16 protein-coding genes are annotated in these 19,095 nt (G+C 72.5%); 10 read left to right on the plus strand and 6 right to left on the minus strand.

Features of this window, described 5'->3' with window-relative positions; all coding sequences use genetic code 11:
- The first annotated feature begins 24 nt into the window (after positions 1-24).
- A complete protein-coding gene (locus IEY98_RS11875) occupies positions 25-591 on the plus strand; it encodes a dihydrofolate reductase family protein (protein ID WP_189210486.1) in 567 nt (188 codons plus the stop codon).
- Between the two features lie 5 nt (positions 592-596).
- Here the strand turns inward: IEY98_RS11875 and IEY98_RS11880 are convergent, their stop codons facing one another.
- Positions 597-1,517, minus strand: coding sequence for an ArsR/SmtB family transcription factor (locus IEY98_RS11880; RefSeq protein ID WP_189210487.1), 921 nt, complete (start codon positions 1,515-1,517; stop codon positions 597-599).
- Between the two features lie 113 nt (positions 1,518-1,630).
- Here IEY98_RS11880 and IEY98_RS11885 point away from each other — a divergent pair, with 113 nt between their 5' ends.
- Genes IEY98_RS11885 through IEY98_RS11895 form a run of 3 tightly spaced genes read left to right on the plus strand, consistent with a single transcriptional unit; the run spans position 1,631 to position 3,185 of the window.
- Positions 1,631-2,026, plus strand: coding sequence for a hypothetical protein (locus tag IEY98_RS11885; protein WP_189210488.1), 396 nt, complete (start codon positions 1,631-1,633; stop codon positions 2,024-2,026).
- A 45-nt stretch (positions 2,027-2,071) separates the two neighbouring features.
- Positions 2,072-2,704, plus strand: coding sequence for an adenosylcobinamide amidohydrolase (locus IEY98_RS11890; protein WP_189210489.1), 633 nt, complete (start codon positions 2,072-2,074; stop codon positions 2,702-2,704).
- On the plus strand, positions 2,694-3,185 hold the full coding sequence (locus tag IEY98_RS11895; protein WP_189210490.1) for a GNAT family N-acetyltransferase: 492 nt from the start codon (positions 2,694-2,696) through the stop codon (positions 3,183-3,185). The genes IEY98_RS11890 and IEY98_RS11895 overlap by 11 nt, the downstream gene beginning before the upstream one ends.
- 6 nt (positions 3,186-3,191) lie before the next feature.
- Here IEY98_RS11895 and IEY98_RS11900 read toward each other — a convergent pair whose 3' ends face one another.
- Positions 3,192-4,100, minus strand: a complete 909-nt coding sequence (locus IEY98_RS11900) for a glutaminase (protein ID WP_229787032.1) — start codon at positions 4,098-4,100, stop codon at positions 3,192-3,194.
- Between the two features lie 116 nt (positions 4,101-4,216).
- On the opposite strand from IEY98_RS11900, the gene IEY98_RS11905 reads away from it, so the two are divergent.
- Entirely contained in the window at positions 4,217-5,107 is an 891-nt protein-coding gene (locus IEY98_RS11905) for an XRE family transcriptional regulator (protein ID WP_189210492.1), read from the plus strand.
- Between the two features lie 36 nt (positions 5,108-5,143).
- Here the strand turns inward: IEY98_RS11905 and IEY98_RS11910 are convergent, their stop codons facing one another.
- Positions 5,144-5,830, minus strand: a complete 687-nt coding sequence (locus tag IEY98_RS11910) for a S1 family peptidase (protein WP_189210493.1) — start codon at positions 5,828-5,830, stop codon at positions 5,144-5,146.
- A gap of 307 nt (positions 5,831-6,137) precedes the next feature.
- On the opposite strand from IEY98_RS11910, the gene IEY98_RS11915 reads away from it, so the two are divergent.
- Complete coding sequence (locus IEY98_RS11915) at positions 6,138-6,377, plus strand: hypothetical protein (RefSeq protein ID WP_189210494.1); 240 nt, start codon at positions 6,138-6,140, stop codon at positions 6,375-6,377.
- Positions 6,378-6,651: 274 nt separating this feature from the next.
- Positions 6,652-9,105 carry an NACHT domain-containing protein gene (locus IEY98_RS11920; protein WP_189210495.1) on the plus strand — a complete coding sequence of 818 codons (2,454 nt, stop codon included), beginning with the start codon at positions 6,652-6,654 and terminating at the stop codon, positions 9,103-9,105.
- 17 nt (positions 9,106-9,122) lie between these two features.
- Here IEY98_RS11920 and IEY98_RS11925 read toward each other — a convergent pair whose 3' ends face one another.
- Both IEY98_RS11925 and fusA read right to left on the minus strand, forming a co-directional pair.
- Complete coding sequence (locus IEY98_RS11925; RefSeq protein ID WP_189210496.1) at positions 9,123-10,118, minus strand: NADP-dependent oxidoreductase; 996 nt, start codon at positions 10,116-10,118, stop codon at positions 9,123-9,125.
- Between the two features lie 67 nt (positions 10,119-10,185).
- Entirely contained in the window at positions 10,186-12,225 is a 2,040-nt protein-coding gene (gene fusA, locus IEY98_RS11930; RefSeq protein WP_189210497.1) for an elongation factor G, read from the minus strand.
- 555 nt (positions 12,226-12,780) lie between these two features.
- Between fusA and IEY98_RS11935 the strand changes: the two genes are divergently transcribed.
- Positions 12,781-13,782 (plus strand): cytochrome P450, encoded by a 1,002-nt coding sequence (locus IEY98_RS11935; protein ID WP_189210498.1) that lies wholly within the window; start codon positions 12,781-12,783, stop codon positions 13,780-13,782.
- Positions 13,783-13,948: 166 nt separating this feature from the next.
- Positions 13,949-15,736: a pectate lyase-like domain-containing protein gene (locus tag IEY98_RS11940; protein ID WP_229786837.1), complete on the plus strand. Its 1,788-nt coding sequence runs from the start codon at positions 13,949-13,951 to the stop codon at positions 15,734-15,736.
- 46 nt (positions 15,737-15,782) lie between these two features.
- On the opposite strand, the gene IEY98_RS11945 is transcribed toward IEY98_RS11940, so the two are convergent.
- Positions 15,783-17,045 carry an MFS transporter gene (locus IEY98_RS11945; protein ID WP_189210500.1) on the minus strand — a complete coding sequence of 421 codons (1,263 nt, stop codon included), beginning with the start codon at positions 17,043-17,045 and terminating at the stop codon, positions 15,783-15,785.
- Between the two features lie 377 nt (positions 17,046-17,422).
- On the opposite strand from IEY98_RS11945, the gene IEY98_RS11950 reads away from it, so the two are divergent.
- Entirely contained in the window at positions 17,423-19,075 is a 1,653-nt protein-coding gene (locus tag IEY98_RS11950) for a M3 family metallopeptidase (RefSeq protein WP_189210501.1), read from the plus strand.
- The last annotated feature ends 20 nt before the right edge of the window (positions 19,076-19,095 follow it).

Consider the following 19,095-nt stretch of genomic DNA (forward strand, 5'->3'; position numbering starts at 1 on the left):
CCCTGACCGGCAGGCTGTACTGCCATGGGCAGACTGACCTACGGCATGAACGTCTCCGTGGACGGCTACATCGCGGACCCGAACGGGGAGATCGGCTGGAGCGACCCGGACGACGAGTTGCACCAGTACTGGAACGACCAGGTCCGCGACACGGAGGTGGCGCTGTACGGGCGCAAGTTGTACGAACTCATGGCGGCCTACTGGCCGACCGCCGACCAGGAGCCCGACGTCACCCCGGTGACCGCTGAGTACGCGCGCTTGTGGCGGGGGATGCGGAAAGTGGTGTTCTCGAAGACCCTCGAGTCGGTGGGCTGGAACTCCGAACTGGAGCGGGGGGACGTGGTCGAGGTCGCCAGGAGGCTCAAGGCCGAGACCGACGGGCTGGTCGAGGTCGCGGGCGCCACGCTCGCCGCGCCGTTGGTCAGGGCCGGGCTTGTCGACGAGTTCCACGTGGTGATCGCGCCCGCGGCGGTCGGCGGCGGCACGCCGTTCTTCCCGTCGATGGACAAGTGGGTCCACTTGCGGCTGATCGAGAACCGCACTTTCCCGACGGGCGCGGTCCTCCTGCGCTACGAGACCGTGCGCGACTAGGACGGTCAGGTGCGCTGGTAGAGCACGTGGTGCCCGTCGCGGTGACGGGAGACCAGGCCCGCTTGGTGCAGCACGCGCAGGTGGTAGGACGCCGTCGACGGGGCTATGCCGTGGCGGGCGGCCAGGTGGGCGGTCGAGCGGGGCTGGGTGAGGTCGGCGAGCAGGGCGGCCCGGGTGGCGCCGTAGAGGCGGGCCTGGGCGGCCGGGTCGCGGTGGCCGTCGCGGGGCAGGCCCGCCGCCGGGTAGCCGATCACGGCGGGCGCGTCCCCGCACACCTGCGCGGTGGCGTTGGGCCAGTTGAGCGCGGTGGGCACCAGCACCAGGTCCCGGTCGCCGAGGGCGACGGTCTCGGCATGGGGGCCCAGGGTGATCGTCAGTGCGTCCCCGGTCCAGCCGATGTCGGGGTGCAGGCTGGTGAAGAGGCTCGCCAGGCCGCCGGACGCCATGGTGCGCATGCGCTGCGCGAGGTCAGCCTCCAGGACGTCGCGCAGCGCGGGCCAGCCGTCGGCGAGCACGTGCCGCCAGAACACCAGCAGCCCGTTGGCCGCGCGCCTGCCGAACGTCCCCGCGTCGACCGCGTCGCGCACGGCCGGGGGGACGCGGTTGCGGGAGGCGACGTAGCCGATCTGGTCGGCGACGACGTCCGGCCGGGCGCTGGAGACCAGGTCGAGCTGGTCGTCCAGCGTCGACGCGGGCGGGGGCGGCGGGGTCAGCAGGTCGGGGGCGTAGCAGGGGAACAGCGTCCCGGCGACGAGCGCCACGTCGGGATGGCGCAGCGCGGCGCGGGCGAGCGGGCCGTGGTCGCCGAACAGCGGGTGGCTGCGCCCCAGCACCAGCGTCCAGAGCCACACCGCGGCCTCCGCGGCCGGGGATACCGCGAGCCGGGTGCGCGCCACCGCGTCGGGCGTCATGCGCACGGTGATCACCACTCGATGGAACCACGCTGGGGCATTCGAGCGGGCTCGAATCAGTTCACCGGCACTCCGGCGCGCGGTTTGCTCGTCCTGTTCGCAATGCGCCGTAGTGAAGGAGGTTTCCCGTGTCCCGTCAACGCGTGCCGCGACTCGCGGTGATCGGCCTGCTCGTCGTGGCCCTGGTCGGGCTCGGCGGCTCGGCGGTGGCCGCCACCAGGACGGCCGAGGCCGGTGTCCAGGCGTGCAAGGACGTCACCAGCCCCGGCGGGGCGAAGGTGCGGTTCTGCTGGGCCTACGGCGAAGGGACCGACTTCGCGGGCGGCAGGCTCCCGATGTGGCTGGTCTCCGGCGAGGTCTTCGGGGCCAGTTTCGGCCAGGTCCAGTGGGTGACCGCGGATGGCCGGGCTGTCTGGCAGAGCACGGCGCGGCCGACGTTCGTGGAGTACTTCACCTGGGCGTCGGAGCGGCTGCGGTTCCGGGCCTGCAACGTCAACGGCTGCGGCGCCTGGGTCTCGGCGTGACCTAGGGGGAGCGGGCACCCGCCCGCTCCCCCGTACAGTGCCCGGGTGATCGAGCAACCCGACATCCTCGCCCAGCCGGACGGGCGGCCCGCGCTGCTGTGGCGGCTGCCCGCCGGGACGCGGTGCGTGTCCAGCGCCGTGCTGGGCGGCGGGATCGGCTCGGCCGAGTGGGTGGTGAACGTCGAGGTCGACAAGGACTACGACCGCGAGCCCGTCGCCCACCTGAGCGCGCTCGTCGCCGGGTGGGGGCTGGACGGGCGGGGATCGGGGCTGCTCACCGCCGCGGCCGTGCGCCGGTTCAGCGTCGGGCGGGACGGCGAGGTCGAGTGCGCGGCCACCGTCGGGTTGACGTACCCGGTCTACGCGGCGGATCCCGCCTCGTCCGCCGTCGCGGCCGTGCCGGGGACGATCAACCTGGTCTGCTGGATTCCCGCCCCGCTCGTCGACAGCGCGCTGGTGAACGCGGTCGCCACGGCGACGGAGGCGAAGTCCCAGGCCCTGGCCGAGGCCGGGGTGGCCGGGACCGGGACGGCAAGCGACGCCCTCGTCGTCTGCTGCCCGCCCGGGGGCCGGGAGCCCTACGGCGGTCCGCGGTCGCGGTGGGGCCTCCGGCTGGCGAACGCCGTCCACACCGCCGTGCTCACCGGCACCCGCGACTGGCAGCGCCGTGCGCGCTGAGCCGCTCGGGGACGAGCTCGTCGTCCTGGAACCCCTCTGCGTGGAACACGCCGAGGAGATGGCAGCTGTGCTGGCCGACGGCGAGCTGTACGCGTTCACCGGCGGGGAGCCCCCGACTCCCGGCCGGTTGCGCGGCCGGTACGAGGCGCAGGTCCGGGGGCGGTCGGCCGACGGCGGCCAGTGGTGGCTGAACTGGGTGGTGCGCTGCCGCGCCGACGGGGCGGCGGCCGGGTACGTGCAGGCGACCGTCGACCACGACGGCGCCGAGCTGGCGTGGGTGATCGGCCTGCGCCACCACGGCCGAGGGCTCGCGCGCGCGTCGGCAGGGCTTGTCGTGGCGTGGTTGCGGGAGCAGGGGGTGGGGCGGGTGATCGCGCACGTGCATCCCGGGCACGCGGCCTCGGGCGCGGTGGCTCGCGGGATCGGGTTGGCGCCGACCCAGGTCGTCGTGGACGGCGAGGTCCGGTGGGAGAGCCGGTAGGGCCGGTCAGAACACCGACAGGCCGGTGAGGGTGGTGAACCGGTCCAACGCCTCGACGCCCGCGACGGAGTTGCCGTGGCGGTCGAGGGCCGGGCTCCACACGCACAGCGTGCAGCGGCCGGGGACGACCGCGAGGATCCCGCCGCCGACGCCGCTCTTGCCCGGCAGGCCGACCCGGAAGGCGAACTCGCCCGCCGCGTCGTAGGCGCCGCAGGTGAGCATGATCGAGTTGATCCGCTTCGCCGCGCTGCGGTCCAGCAGGCGGGAGCCGTCGCCGCGCAGCCCGTGCCGCGCCAGGAACAACCCGGCGGCGGCCAGGTCCTCGCAGCTCATCGCGATCGAACACTGCCAGAAGTAGTGCTCCAGCACGTCCGCGACGGGGTTGCGCAGGTTGCCGTAGCTCGCCATGAAGTGGGCCAGCGCGGCGTTGCGGTCGCCCCGCGCCGCCTCCGACCGCGCCACGCTCGCGTCGAAGTCGACGCGCGGGTTGCCGCTCTCGGCGCGCAGCAGCTCCAGCACCGCGCCCCGCGCGTCGCCGGTCGTGGTCAGCAGGTGGTCGGTCACCACCAGCGCGCCCGCGTTGATGAACGGGTTGCGCGGGATGCCGTCCTCCTGTTCCAGCTGCACCAGCGAGTTGAACGGGTTGCCGGACGGCTCGCGGCCGACCCTCCGCCACAGCGCCTCGGCGTCGGCGCCCAGCGCGAGCGCCAGGGAGAACGCCTTGGACACGCTCTGGATCGAGAAGGGCGTCCGCGACTCCCCCACCCCGAGCACCTCGCCGTCCACCCCGGCGACGGCGAGCCCGAACGCCGTCGGGTCGACCTCGGACAGCGCCGGGATGTAGTCGGCGACCCGGCCCTCGGCGCCCGCGCGGGGCCCGACCTCGTCGGCGATCTCCCGCAGCACCGGCAGCAGCCGCCGAGCCTCAGTGGTGGGCAGCTCCTCGACTGTCACTGCTGCTCCCTTCGCCGTAGCTGAGCTGTTAGTGGCCGGCTACACTTCCGGGCCGATCGGGCGGACGGAAGTGCGGAATGGAACCAGGAGGGGAACGGACCTTCCACCACGTGCTGCGCGCGGCCGTGCAGCGTAGCGGACTGGGGCTGGACCGCATCCGGTATCGGCTGGAGCAGCAGGGCCACCGGCTGAGCGTGGCCACCCTCAGCCTGTGGCAGACCGGGCAGCGCAGGCCGGAGCGCCGCGAGTCGCTGGCCGCGCTGACCGCCCTCGAGGAGATCCTGGCCGTGCCGAGCGGGTCGCTGACCTCGGTCCTGGGACCGCCCCGGTCCCGGGGGCCCGGTCCGAACGGGCAGCGCCGGGTGCCGGTGGAGGCCATGTGGCCCGCCGACCCCCAGGTCCCCGCCCTGCTGGGCGACGTCGACGCCGAGGACGAGTTCCTCGTGCGGCTGAGCCACCACGACCTCGTGACGCTCGGCCCCGACGGGAGCGAGCGGTCGCTGCGGGTGCGCCTGGTGCTGAAGGCCACGCGGTCCGGCGTGTCCCGGCTGCCGATCGCGTTCGCCTCCGATCACCCGGACGCGCCGCGCCCGGTGGTCCGGCCGCTGCGGCACTGCTCGGTGCGGTCGGCGGAGTACGTGCCGGAGCGGGGATACCTGGTCGCCTCAGTGGAGTTCGACCGCGTGCTGGCGCGGGGCGAGGTGATCATGGTGGAGTACGTGGTGGAGCACGCGCCCGCGCCCGCGCGGTCGGTGCGCAGCGAGCGGAAGCTGCGGTTCCCCGTGCACGAGTACTTCGCCGAGGTCAGCTTCCACCCGGACGCGGTGCCCGCGCGGTGCGGGTGGACGTTCTACGGCGACGGGACGACCACGCGCGGGGGCGAACTCCCCATCGACAGCACGCACTGCGTCCACTTCGCCGCCTCCAACGCCAAACCGGGCCGTTACTCGATCCACTGGGAGTGGTGAGGGGCTGCCCACCGGGACGGACAGCCCCTCACGGGATCAGGCCGCCATCCGGCTCTGACCGCTGTGGTAGAGGATCCACTGGCGGTAGGTGGAGACGTTGACGTGCCCGGAGGTCCCCGCCGAGGTGTTGCCGTAGGAGTGCACGCCGATCAGCCTGCCGTCCTGGAACACCGGGCCGCCGGAGTCGCCGGGGCCGGTGTAGCCGTCGACGGCGGTGGCGTTGATGAAGGTGCTGGAGACGCTGGTGACCCGCATGGTCGCGACCTTGAGGTAGCGGGAGTCGCGGGAGGACTGGGTGCGGCCGTAGCCGTAGACCCGCTCCGTGCTCCCGACCCGGGGCTGCACGGAGGTGAGCGTCGCGTACGTGGTGCTCACCGGGAGGTTCAGCTCGTACAGCATGATGTCGGCCGACGGGTGCGAGATGGCGCGCACCGGCCTGCGGGACTGCCCCTGGGTCCGGTCGACGTTGCCGATCAGGAAGGTGTTGCCCGAGTTCGCGCAGTGCTTGGCGGTCAGCACATAGCGGGCGTTGATGATCGTGCCGGAGCAGTTCTGCTGGCCGTTGACCATGATGGCCACCGCCCACGGCCCCTGGGACGCGTACTCGCCGCCGATGATGTACGGCTGCACGTCCCCCGCCGGGGCGGCGTCGGCGAAACCGACACCGCCGAGACTCGCGGCGATCGCACCGCACAGGGCGATCAGATTCCTTTTGATGCGCACGGGAAATCTCCAATACAATGCAGGGAAGTCGGGAGCTGCGCGCTTTTCGTCGAACCACAACTCCGCAATCAGCCTTTCCAGGCCGCGAATCGCACTGTAGGAGCGGCGACTGACAGAGATCAAGGCCCGATATCGCCTGCGTGCGCACACACAGGCGCGCGACCAGCGGTTTCGGGAGCAATCTGTCAAGAGTAAACGGCACGCCACTCGGCTCGTTGAACTCCTGCGCGTTGTTCCGGCTGTCCGGGATCGGTTAGGGTGCCGCAGGAGTGGGCTCGCGGTGCCCCGCTGGAGCAAGGGGCACCCGATGGACGACTCGCGGTTCTTCGTCAGCCTCGGCAAGGCGACGCCCGTGCTCGCCGGAATCCTCGCCATCGTCGTGGGGATCCCGCGACCACCCGCCGAGCCGAAGGTGAACGGCCGGATGTGGGCCGCCCAGGACGACGAGGGCCACCTCGTGGTCCACACGAACTACGTCTTCGCCTACGCCTTCCTCCCCGCGGCCTGCCGCACGCGCGGAGGGCACCGTGGCCCCCCGCTTCAGTGAACGCTCCGCTGTGGACAGTCAGACGAAGTCCCCGGCCGCCTACTTTCGACCCGGCCCAGCCTCTCCCCACCGAGCCCTGTGTCAGATGATCGCCTTCCACCAGGCCACTGACACGGGGTGGCCTGGAACGCGGTAACAGCGACGGCGCGGTTTCCTACCGCAGCGTCATCGGCGGCAATCGGAGCCACACGGCGTCCCGCCGAGCGGTGATCATGTAAAGTTCCGTCACCGTCTGTGAACGCATGCGAGGAACACCGTGTTAAGAGTCCTCCTGGTGGTTGCTCTGCTGGCGTGCGCGATCACTGCGGGGATCATCTGGGGTCCGGTGGGAGGCGTGCTGCTCGGCGCGGCAGGAGCGGCGGGAACCACGGTGACGCGTGGGGTGTGGAAGTGGCACCACGAGCGGATCGTCCGCGGGCTCGGTCCTCGGGTCGCCGCGCTCACCACGGGGTTCGACGAGCGGTACCGCCAGTACGTGCTGGCGACCGCCCGCTACGTGGACGTCAAGGGCTTGGCGACGATGGGTTTCGCGGCGCCCGAACTGGATGACGTCTACGTGCACGTCGGGCTCGGTCCGCAGTCGCTGCACAAGGCGGCGAGCGCGCTGGTCGGCGGTGAGTACGACAGCCCGTCGAGGCGCGACATCGTGGACTTCCTCGACGGCAAGGAGCCCGCGTTCCTCGCCGTGGTGGGGCCGCCCGGCAGCGGGAAGACGACGTTGTTGCGCCACACGGCCCGCAGGGCGTGCGACAGCCGGAAGCGCAGGCGGTCGATCCCGGTACTCGTGGTGCTGCGCGAGCACTGGGAGACGATCAGGAACGGCAGGTCGCTGGCGCATCTGATCACGTCCTCGCTCGGGGCGCTCTCGGCCCACGCGCCGCCCGGCTGGGCCGACCACCATCTGCTGCAGGGCCACTGCCTGGTCCTGTTCGACGGGATCGACGAGATCGCCAGGGTCGAGGACCGCAAGGCGGTGGCGAACTGGATCGAGCGGCAGAGCCGGGAGTACCCGAGGAACGACTTCGTGCTGACCTCGCGCCCCCAGGGCTACCGGGAGGCGCAGGTCGACGGGGCCCAGTTGCTGCAGACCCTCCCCTTCACCGTCGACCAGGTGCGCGCGTTCGTCCACGGCTGGTACCTCGCGGTCGAACGGCTGGAGGCCAGCGACCCGCTCGACGCGGTGAAGGCGCGCTCGGCAGCGGCGGCCGCGGACCTGCTGACCCGGCTGGAAAGCGTACCCGCCCTCGTCGAGCTGACGCCCAACCCGCTCCTGCTCACCATGATCGCCAACGTGCACCGCTTCCGGGGCGCCCTGCCGGGCAGCCGGGCCGACCTGTACCGCGAGATGTGCGAGGTGGCGCTGTGGCGGCGCAACGAGGCGAAGGGCCTGCCGCAGCAGCTCTCGGGCAACAAGCGGGAGGTCGTCCTGCGCGCACTCGCCTACCGGATGATGGAGGCCGGGGTGCAGGTGTGGCCGCGGGACCTGGTGCTGGCCGAGTTCGTGCGGGTGTTGCGCCGGTTCACTACCACCCAGGGCGCGGAGCAGGTGCTGGCGGACATCACGTCCAACGGGCTGCTCGTGGAACTGGAGGCCGACCAGCTGGCCTTCGCGCACCTGACGTTCCAGGAGTACCTGGCGGCCGCGTACGTGCGTGACGCCCATCTGGTCGACGCGCTGGCCGAACGGGTCGACGACTCGTGGTGGCGCGAGACGATCCTGCTCTACGCTGCGATGGTCCGCGGCGACGAGATCGTGGCGGCGTGCCTGATGGTGGGCGGCGCCGACGCCATCAACCTCGCCTTCGAGTGCGCCGACAACGACGCCGACCTCGACCCGGAGCTGCGCAGGCGGCTGAGCACCTGGCTCCGCGCGACCATGGACGACCGCATCGCGATGCAGGACCGCCACCAGCGGGCCCAGGTCCTCGTCGTCCGCGACCTGCGCGCGGCCGTGCCGTTGTCGCCGTCGGTGTCGCTCTGCCTGGAACCGCTGTCCGACGACGTCCTGGCCAACACCCCGGTGACGATCCCGGCAGCGGGCATCTCGTCGGCGACGGCGTCCGCGCTGGCCAAGTGGGCCGACCTGTGCCACCGCGGCCGGGGCCGGAGCGTGCGGCTGCCGCGTCCCGACGAGGTAGCGAACTCACCGCTCGGCTCGGCGGACACCGGACAGGCGATCTGGGTCGAGGACCCGGGCAGCAGGCCGTTCCTCTGGTGGTCCGGCGACCGCCATCCGCACCTGGTGACCGGCGCCGACATCCTCACCCAGGTCGACCACGACCTGGACACCCCGCTCTCGACGGCCGCGAGCGAGGCCGCGTGGGAGCTGCGCGCCGCCCTGGCCGTGTCGAACGACGAGTGGAGGTTCGCCCGGCAGCTGGCCGCCATGCCCGAACTCGCCCAGTGGCGCGCCACCGACGAACCGGCCTTCGTCGCCGACGCGTGGGCCGCCGTGGCCTCCGCCGGAGCGGCGTTCGCGGGATGGCGCCTGCGCGCGTTCAGCGAGCTGGCCTCCGCCATCACCCCGTTCATCGACCACGACCGGGTGGTCACCGGGGAGACGGCGCGCAGCATCCGCATCCTCGGCCTGATCCTGGCCCGAGCGGCCGAAGGCGGCCTTCGCAACCAGCTGATCGCCCTGACCTCGGTGATCACCCTGCTCGAACAGCGCGCGGGCGCCCGCGCGCTGCCCGAATCAGTGCATCTGGCCGTCGAGAAACGGGCTTAGCCCGCCCGTGGCCGACGTCAGGTGACGTCGAGGACCAGTTTGCCGACGTTCTCCCCGCGGAACAGCATGTTGAGCGTGGCGGGGAAGTCGTCGACCGTGCCCTTGACGACGTGTTCCTTGAGGACGATGCGGCCCTCGGCGATCCAGGCGGCGAGTTCGGCTGCGGCCTCGGGGTAGCGCTTGACGTAGTCGAAGACGATGAAGCCCTCCATGCGGCCGCGGCGGACCAGCAGGCTCAGGTAGTTCGACGGGCCGGGGACGGGTTCGTCGGCGTTGTACTGGCTGATGGCGCCGCAGATGACCACGCGCCCGTGCATGGCCAGGTTGGCCAGGGCCGCGTCGAGGATGTCGCCGCCCACGTTGTCGAAGTACACGTCGACGCCGTCCGGGGCGGCGGCGCGGATCGCCTTGCGGACGTCGTCGGCGCGGTAGTCGATCCCGACGTCGAAGCCCAGTTCGTCGGTGAGCAGGGCGGTCTTCTCCGGGCCGCCCGCGATGCCGATCACCCGGCAGCCCTTGACCTTGGCGATCTGCCCGACGACGCTGCCGACCGCGCCCGCGGCCCCGGAGACCACGACGGTCTCCCCCTCCTTGAGCGCGCCCACCTCCAGCAGTCCGAAGTAGGCGGTCATGCCGGGCATCCCGAGCGCGCCGAGGTAGGTGGGCAGCGGCTTGTCGACCTTCAGCGCGCCCCGCCCGTCGCTGACGACGTGCTCCTGCACGCCGAACGTCCCCACGACGAAGTCGCCGACGGCGTAGTCCGGGTGCTTGGACTCGGTGACCTCGACCAGCGTCCCTGCCCGCATCACCTCATCGATGCCCACCGGCGGCAGATACGACGGCCGATCGTCCAACCACCCGCGCATGGCCGGGTCAAGGGAGATCAACAGCGTGCGCCCGGCGAACTGCCCGTCCCCCGGCGCGCCCGCGTCCACGGTCACATGCGCCCAGTCCCCAGGCTTGACCTCCCCGCGCGGACGAGCGGCGAGGCGGATCTGACGGTTGTTACCCATGAGTACACCCTAGCCCCGGACCCCGGGGTGACCCCACCCGCAACGCGGTGGGGTCACCCCTCTGGGGCTATCCGCCGACCGGGACGTAACCCGACGGCCGGGCGGTGAACGTGCCCCGCCCCTGCGTCCGACCGCGCAGCACGGTCGCGTAGCCGAACAGCTCGGCCAGCGGCACGACCGCGGTGACGGTCGCGGCGCCGGACCGCACGGCCGAGTCGGCGACCCGGCCGCGGCGCGCCGCGAGATCGCCGAGGACGCCGCCCACGGCCTCGGCCGGGGCCGTCACGACGACCTCGACCACCGGCTCCAGGAGCCGCATCCGGCTGACCCGCAGCGCCTCCCGCAGCCCGAACCGGCCCGCGGCGCGGAACGCCGTCTCGGAGGAGTCCCGGACGTGGGTGGCGCCGTCGGTCAGGGTGACCCGCACGCCGGTCACCGGGTGACCGCCGAGCGGCCCTTCGGTCAGGGCGTCGCGGCACCCGGCCTCCACCGCGCGGACGTACTCGCGCGGCACCCGGCCGCCGACCACCGTCGACCGGAACTCGAACGCCCCGTCCGCCAGCGGCTCGACGTCCAGGACGACGTGGGCGAACTGGCCCGCGCCGCCGTCCTGCTTGACGTGCCGGTACACCAGTCCCGTCACGCCGTGGACGACGGTCTCCCGGTAGGCCACCTCCGGTCGGCCGACGGAGATCTCCAGTCCGCGCTCCCGGCGGATCTTCTCCACCGCCACCTCCAGGTGCAGTTCACCGAGACCGGACAGCACCGTCTGCCCGGTCTCGGCGTCGGTGCGGACCGACAGCGACGGGTCCTCGTCGACCAGCCGCGCCAGCGCCGAGGCCAGCCGCTCGGTGTCGGCGGCCCGCCGGGCCTCGACGGCCACCGAGACCACCGGTTCGGCGACGACCGGCGGCTCCAGGAGCAGCGGGGCGTCGGGCGCGCACAGGGTGGCGCCGACCCGCGCCGCCTTCGGCCCCGACACCGCGACGATGTCCCCGGCCACCGCCTGGTCCACTTCGGAATGCCGGTCCGCCCGCACCCGCAGGATCCGGGCGATCCGCTCCGTCCGGCCCGCGCCCGCGTCGCGCACCTGCGTGCCCTTCCGCAGCGTCCCCGAGTAGACCCGCAGGAACGTCAGCCTGCCGGTGGCGGTCGCGATCACCTTGAACACCAGCGCGGCGAAGGGCGCCGCCGGGTCGGCCCGCCGCTCGCGCGTCTCGCCGTCGTGCGTGCCGCGCACGGGCGGCACGTCCTCCGGCGAGGGCAGGTAGGCCACGGCGGCGTCGAGCAGCGGCTCGATCCCCCGGTCCCGGTAAGCGGACCCGCACAGCACGACCAGTCCTTCCCCGGTGTGGGTCAGGTCGCGCAGCGCGGCGGCCAGCGTCTGCGCGGACACCGTCCCGTCCGCGCAGAACTCCTCCAGCGCCAGCGGATGCAGTTCCGCGACCGCCTCCGTCAGCCGCCGCCTCCGCCGCCGGGCCTCGTCCAGCAGGCCTTCCGGCACCGGCCGGTCCTCGACCGCGCCGTCCATCCAGACAAGAGCCCGCATGCGGAGCAGGTCGACCACGCCGACGAACCCGTCCTCCCGCCCGATCGGCAGGTGGACGACGAGCGGCGCCGGGTGCAGGCGCAGCCGGATCGACTCGACCGCCGCGTCCAGGTCGGCGCCCGCCCGGTCCAGCTTGTTGACGAACGCGATGCGCGGCACGCCGTGCCGGTCGGCCTGCCGCCAGACCGACTCGCTCTGCGGCTCGACGCCCGCGACGGCGTCGAACACCGCGATCGCGCCGTCGAGGACCCGCAGCGACCGCTCCACCTCGTCGGCGAAGTCGACGTGGCCGGGCGTGTCGATGAGGTTGATCCGGTGCGCGGCCCACTCGCAGCTCACGGCGGCGGCGAAGATGGTGATGCCGCGGTCGCGTTCCTGCGGGTCGAAGTCGGTGACTGTGGTGCCGTCATGGACCTCACCGCGTTTGTGGGTGGTCCCGGTGGCATAGAGGATCCGTTCGGTGATGGTCGTCTTGCCCGCGTCGACGTGGGCGAGGATGCCCAGGTTGCGGACACGGTCCAGAGCGGTGACGTGGGTTCGGTCCAGGTCGGTGCGCACGGCGGCGGGACCCTTCGGGTAGTCCGGATCGGGGAAGCGCGGTTCCCGCGACGAACACCGCCGGGCGCCGGGATCCGGCCAGGGGTCAGGTGTTCGTCAGCACGTCCGGTGCGGGCCGCGCGGCCCGCACCGGGAACCCGGAGACACGAGGATCACCTCGTACCGCGACGAGGGGACGACAAGCGCGCTGCGATGACGCACGGCCCGCTCCCCCCACTCGTCGGGCGCGCCGCGAACCCGGCGCGCGAAGTCGTGCGGAGACTAGCGATCAGCGCCCCCCGCCGTAAACCGGGATTCCGGCCGCCGGCATCCGGGTGATCGCGTGGGGTCGTGGTTGACGGTGACGGAGGCACGGATCGACACTGGGATTTCCCCTTGGAGAGGTAGGGATCGGATAATGCGACTCCTTCGGCGAATCCTGCGTCGTTCCCGTTCCGGCTACTACGCCTACCCCGCCGTCTGATTCCGTGCCCGGTGTTGGCCGGGGATCCGCGGGAACGGTTGGCGGCCGCGGCGGTCCGCGGGGTTGTCGAGGTGGGGCCTGGGCTCCGGCTGGTGACCGATCCGCGGGCCACCGCGCGGCTGTTGGCGTGTTCGGCGGCTCGGACCCTGCGGGTGGAGCGGGGGGTCGCGGAGACGTCGTGGGGGCCTGACGGGCTGGCCACCTGGATGGCGGTTCGCGCCGCCCTGCGGCCGTGGTTGGGCGGGGTGGGCGGACAGGCGGGCGAGTTCGCGGAGCGGGTGCGGCGGGTGGTGGCCGGGTGGCCCGCGCGGGGGGTCATCGACCCGATGCGCGAGTCGGTCCGGGTGGTGGGTGAGGTGGGGGCCGGGTTCGTGTTGGGGGAACCGTCGCCGTCGCTGGTCGGGTTGGTGGAGCGGGAGTTGACGGTGGCGGCGCGGCCCAGGCTGTTGCGGGGCGGGTTGCGTGCCGCTCAGCGGGCCACGTATGCGGCGATCCGCGGTCACCGGGATGCCACCCCGCTCTCCGACTTCGACGAGCACACCCGTGCCCTGGCCGTCCGCACGCTGTTGCTGGCTGGGCATCACGTCCCGGCCGCCGCGCTGGCGTGGACGCTGCACGAGCTGGCCCGGCACCCGGAGGCGCAGCGCGAGATCCGCGCCGACCCCCGGTTCGCGGCCGCCGTGGTCCGGGAGGCCCTGCGCCTGCACCCGCCGGTCTGGCGGCTGGAGCGGCGGCTCGACGCGCCCGTCGACGGCTTTCCCGAGGGCACGGTCCTGCTGTTCAGCCCGTACGTCAACCAGCGCGATCACCGCGTCTTCCCCGATCCGCACGGGTTCCGGCCGGGCCGGTGGCGCCGCGACCCCCGCCCGCCGCCGGGCGCCTACTTCCCGTTCGCGCTGGGGCCGCGCGGCTGTCCGGGCGCGCGGTTGGCGCTCACGCTGCTGTCGGTCACCCTCTCCGTCGTCCTCGACACCCACGAGCTGGTCCCGCACCGCGAGCCGCGGGTGACCCAGGGCGTGCTCCACCACCCGCGCGGCGCGCGCATCGGACTTCGGCCGGTCGGGGACCTGGCGCGCGGGCGGTCGACGGGGTAGAAAGAGCCACCCCCGGATTCGCCCGCGGCTGACCTGCGCGACCGCGCGAGAGAGCGCTCTCCCGGTCCCGGCCCGAGCGACTATCAGGAAAGGCAGGTACATGTCCCTCCCCCGTGTGCGTGAGAGCGCTTACACGCTCCGCCGACGACTCTTCGGGTTAGCGGCGGTGGCGGCGCTGGTCGTCGTCACTCCCCCAGCGATCGCCGAGCCGCCCGGGCCGACGGACCTGGGCGCGACCGTCACCGTGTTCGACCCGGCCATGCCCGTCCGCGACATCCAGGCCGTCCTCGACGCCGCGCACGCCGCGCAGGTGGACGACGAGATGGGCGAGCGGCGGCACGCCTACCTCTTCAAGCCGGGCGAGTACGGCACCGCCGACGAGCCCCTGCACATCAAGGTCGGCTACTACACCGAGATCGCCGGGCTGGGCGCGTCGCCCGGCGACGTCGTGATCAACGGCAAGCTCGAGGTCTACAACCGGTGCCTGGCCGACGGCGGCGCGGGCAACTGCATCGCCCTGGTCAACTTCTGGCGCACCCTGGGCAATCTCACCCTCAACATCGACGCGGACGGCCAGGACGGCTGCCGGGCCACGGCGAACTTCTGGGCAGTGTCGCAGGCGGTGTCGATGCGCAGGCTCGACGTCACCGGCGGCACGCTGTCGCTGATGGACTACTGCACCGCGGGCCCGCAGTACGCCAGCGGCGGGTTCATCGCCGACTCCCGGCTCCCGTCGGTCGTCAACGGCTCACAGCAGCAGTGGCTCACCCGCAACAGCGAGATCGCGGGCTGGTCGAACGGCGTGTGGAACCAGGTGTTCTCCGGCGTCGAGGGCGCTCCCGACGACGCGGGCTTCCCGGACCCGCCGTACACCACCCTGGACACGACTCCGCTGAGCCGCGAGAAGCCGTACCTGTTCGTCGACGAGTCGGGCGAGTACAACGTCCGCGTCCCGGCGGCGGCGCGCGACACCCGTGGTGTCTCGTGGGCGGAGGGCATGACGCCCGGCCGGACGGTCCCGCTGTCGGACTTCTTCGTGGCCACCCCGGCGGACTCCGTGCGGCGGATCAACAGCCAGCTCGCGCGCGGCAAGCACCTGCTGCTCACGCCGGGCGTGTACGACATCGCGCGCAGCATCGAGGTCAAGCGGCCGGGCACCGTGGTGCTGGGCCTCGGGCACGCCACGCTGACCGCGGTCAACGGATCGGTGCCGGTCGACGTCGCCGACGTGCCCGGTGTCATCATCGCGGGCGTCACCATCGACGCGGGTGAGCGGCTGTCGCCCGTGCTGCTGCGCGTCGGCAAGGAGCACGGCGAACGCCGCGCCACACCGGGTGATCCGACCACGCTGTCCGATGTGTACTTCCGCGTCGGCGGCCCGCACGTCGGCAGGACCGACACGGCGTTGCAGGTCAACAGCGACCACGTGCTGATCGACCACACGTGGGTGTGGCGCGGGGACCACGGCGTCGAGGGCTTCACCGACACCGAGCGCTGGCGCACCAACACCGGCCGCACCGGCGTGGAGGTCAACGGCGACCACGTGACGGCCACGGGTCTGTTCGTGGAGCACTTCCAGCGGCACAACACCGTCTGGAACGGCGAGCACGGCACCACGGTGCTGTACCAGAACGAGCTGCCGTACGACCCGCCGACGCAGGCGGACTGGATGAACGGCGACGTCGAGGGCTGGGCGGGCTACAAGGTCGGCGACCACGTCCGCGCCCACACCCTCCACGGCGGCGGCGTCTACGTCTTCAACCAGAACAACCCGGCCATCCACACCGAGAACGGCTTCGAGGTCCCCGAGACGCCGGGTGTGCGGCTGCGCCACATCATGACGGTCAACCTCAGCGCCGGGACGATCGACCACGTCGTCAACGGCGTCGGCGCCCCGGCGGATACCACCAAGGTCGGCGTGCCGGTCTACCTGGCGGAATACCCGCTCCCGTGAGTCCGGGGCCCGGTGCCGCCGCGTGCGGCACCGGGCTACACGGGCGTCACCGGGTGGCGGGCTCGTCGGACAGCGGTCGCGCCTCGGCGCGGACGAGGCTGCTGCGCAGGCCGAGCACGCCCACCAGGGCGCGCAGGGCCGCGCCGATCAGGATGATCAGGACCATGTTGCGCAGGGCGCTCTCCAGCCCGCCCGCGATGACCGAGGCCAGCGGGATGCTGGAGAAGGCGATCATCCGGGTGGCCGCGACGACCCGGCCGAGCATGTCGCGGCGGACGATGCGCTGGCGCAGCGTGAACCACGCGACCACGTTCATCGAGCCCAGGGTGAACACCAGCGCGGACACCACGGACACGCCGACCGGGTCGCGGAACACGGCGAGCAGCGCCGTCGTCAGGCCCGCGGCGACGGTGGACAGCGCGATGGTGCGGCCGTTGCCGAGGCGGCGGATGACCACGGGCGCGATCAGCGAGCCGAGCAGCGCCCCCGCCCCCTGGGCCGCGAACACCACGCCGACGACCGTCGAGGAGAGGTGCAGGTAGGAGGTGAGGTAGTAGACGAGGTTCGCCTGGATCAGCCAGATCGCGAAGTTCGTGCCGGTGAACAGCAGGCTGCCCGCGAGCAGCGGCCGGTTCTCCCTCGTGATGTACCGCAGGGCCTCTCGGATGCCGCTCACCATGCGCACGGGCTTCGGGGGCTCCGCAGGCGTCGTCCGCCGGGACGTGACGCGGATCAGCAGGATGATCAGCGCGCTGGCGATGAACGAGAACGCGTCGATGTAGATGGCCATCTCGAAGCCCACGAAGGCGACTAGGCCGCCCGCGAGGACAGGGCCCGCGAGGCTGACGACGTTGTCGCTGGACTGCAGCAGCGCGTTGGCGCGGTCGAGGTTCGAGCGGTCCACCAGGTCCGGCAGCCAGCCCTGGAACGCCGGGTGGTAGATCGGCTCGACCGAGGACAGGAGCAGCGCCACCACGTAGATCAGGGCGAGGTGGGCGGCGCCGAGGGACACCATGACCGCCAGCGTCATGGCGAACATCCCGGCCACGAGGTCGCCGAGGACGAGCAGCCGCTTGCGGTCGAAGCGGTCGGCGAGCACCCCGCCGGGCAGCGACAGCAGCAGGAACGGCCCGTACTCCAGGGCGTAGAGCGCCGCGGTCTGCAGGGCGGACCCGGTCAGGTCGAGCACCAGCAGCGGCAGGGTGAGCCGGTAGATCCAGGTCCCGGTGTTCGAGATGATGTACGCCGCCCACAGCAGGTGGAAGCGCGAGCCGAGCGGCGTCGCCCGCTCGGCCGTGTCCCCGCTCATCCGCACTCCTGTCCCCCGGTCCGCCGAATAGCGTCCCCAGATTACGGGTGCCCGCAATAGCCCGATAGCCGGGACGATTATCCGAGCACCCCTCACTTCACGCTGTTATTCACCATTTGTCGACCATTCACCGGTATCGCCGTACGCCCGTTCGGCGGGTCGCCCGTTCCACCGCGGCAGGACGGTCGCCGCAGGCGATATCGACGCGCGGGAAATTGCCGGTCAGGGCCACCCGATCAGACCAGCGGTGTGCCTTGACCGGGGTTTGGGCGCTGGATAGCCTCGGCGGAAGTGACGTTCGCTTTAATGCTCCATCGAATGGGGGAGTATTGACCTCGCCTGCGTTATCCGGCCGTCCGGTGAATGTGTTCGCGACTGTGGACGCGCAGGTTCTGGTGGCGGAGCTGGACTCGGTGTCCTCGGCCTTGGCCCCGTTCCGGGCGGCCCACCGGGGCGCGCTCGCCGACGCCGACGGCCTGCGCCTGGCGGCGGGCGTCGCCGAGGCCGAGCGGATCCTGGCCCCGCTGCTGGAGGCGACCGCGTACGCCGAGGGCCGGTTGGCGGCCGACGCCGACGACGAGGCGGGAGCCCGCGTGCTGGCCCGGTGCGAACGGGTGTGGGCCGAGGTCGCGACCCAGTGGGACTTCCTTGAGCCTGAGCTGGCCCGGGCGCGGGAATCGGCCGAGCCGGACCGGCACCGCAACTACCTCGCGCGCATCCGCGACTCCGTCGCGCTGCAGCCCCCGGACACCGTCGCTGCGGCGCTGGCCCGGCTCGACCCCGTCCCCGCGCTGGAGTCCCTGGCCCGGCAGCTGCTCGCCAGGATCACCGTCGGGGGCGGCCCGCTCGGCGCGGCGCTGCCCGCGCTGTACGGGCCCGACCGCGCGCACCGGCGGGAGCGGGCGGACGCCGTCGATTCCGCTCTGCTCGCCGAGGTCGATGTGCGGGCGTCGGTGCTGGGCGCGCTCGCGGAAGCGCGGGTGGCCAGGGCCGAGGTGTCCGGCGCGCGGGATTGGCTGCACGCCGACCGGGTCGCCAACCAAATCGCTGAACGCGATCTCGACGCGTTGCTCACGGCGGTTCACGACCACCGGGACATCGTTCACCGGTATTACCGGTGGAAGGAAACCCAATTGGGCCATCCGCTCACCGACTCCGATCGCTACGCGCCATTGCCCGGATTGACCGGTGAGTTCTCGTGGGAATTCGCCTGCGCTGTCGCGACCGAGACGTTCGCCCGGCTCGGCCTCGACGAATTGGCCGCCGAACTGCTGTCCGGCGACACGGTCGACGCTTTTCCCCGGGCCGGGAAACAACGCGGCGCGGTGACGGTCGGGCTTCCGTCCGGCCGGGTCGCCGTCCTGCTCAACTTCACCGGGACCCCGCGCGACGTGCTGACCCTGGCGCACGAACTGGGCCACGCGGCCCATGCCCGCCTCGCCGCCGGGCGCGGCGCGTTCAACGCGACCTGTCCCGCCGTGCTCGGCGAGACCGTCGCGCTGTTCACCGAGTCGCTGGCCGCGACCGTGCTCGCCGAGCACGTGGACGACGCGCGGACGGCGGTGACCGCGCGCGCCGTCGAGGACCGGCTGGTCGCGGTGTTCCGCCAGGTCGCGTTGCACGACTTCGAGACGTGGTTGCACGCCCAGGAGGAGCCCGCGGGCGCGGAAGCCCTTGCCGCCGAATGGATGCGCGGCCAACGCGACCTCTACGGCGACGCCGTCCGCCTCACCGAGGGATACCGGCACTGGTGGAGCTACCTCGACGAGTTCTTCCTGCGCCCCGGCGGCCGCTTCGCCTACCCGTACGGGCAGGTGGCCGCCATGGCGCTGCTGGCGCGGTTCGCCGACGCGCCTGAGTCGTTCGGCCCGCGGTTCTACGCGCTGCTGTCCGCGGGCGCCTGCGCGCCGCCCGCGGAGCTGCTCGGCGCGTTCGGCGTCCGGCCGGACGACCCGCGCTCCTGGCAGGCCGGGCTGGACGTGCTGTCCGGTCAGGTCGACGCGCTGTGCGGGACCGAGACCACCGGGTGAGCCCACCGGCCGCCCGGGCC

The organism is Actinokineospora fastidiosa, from assembly GCF_014648415.1.
Classification (GTDB): Bacteria; Actinomycetota; Actinomycetes; order Mycobacteriales; family Pseudonocardiaceae; genus Actinokineospora; species Actinokineospora fastidiosa.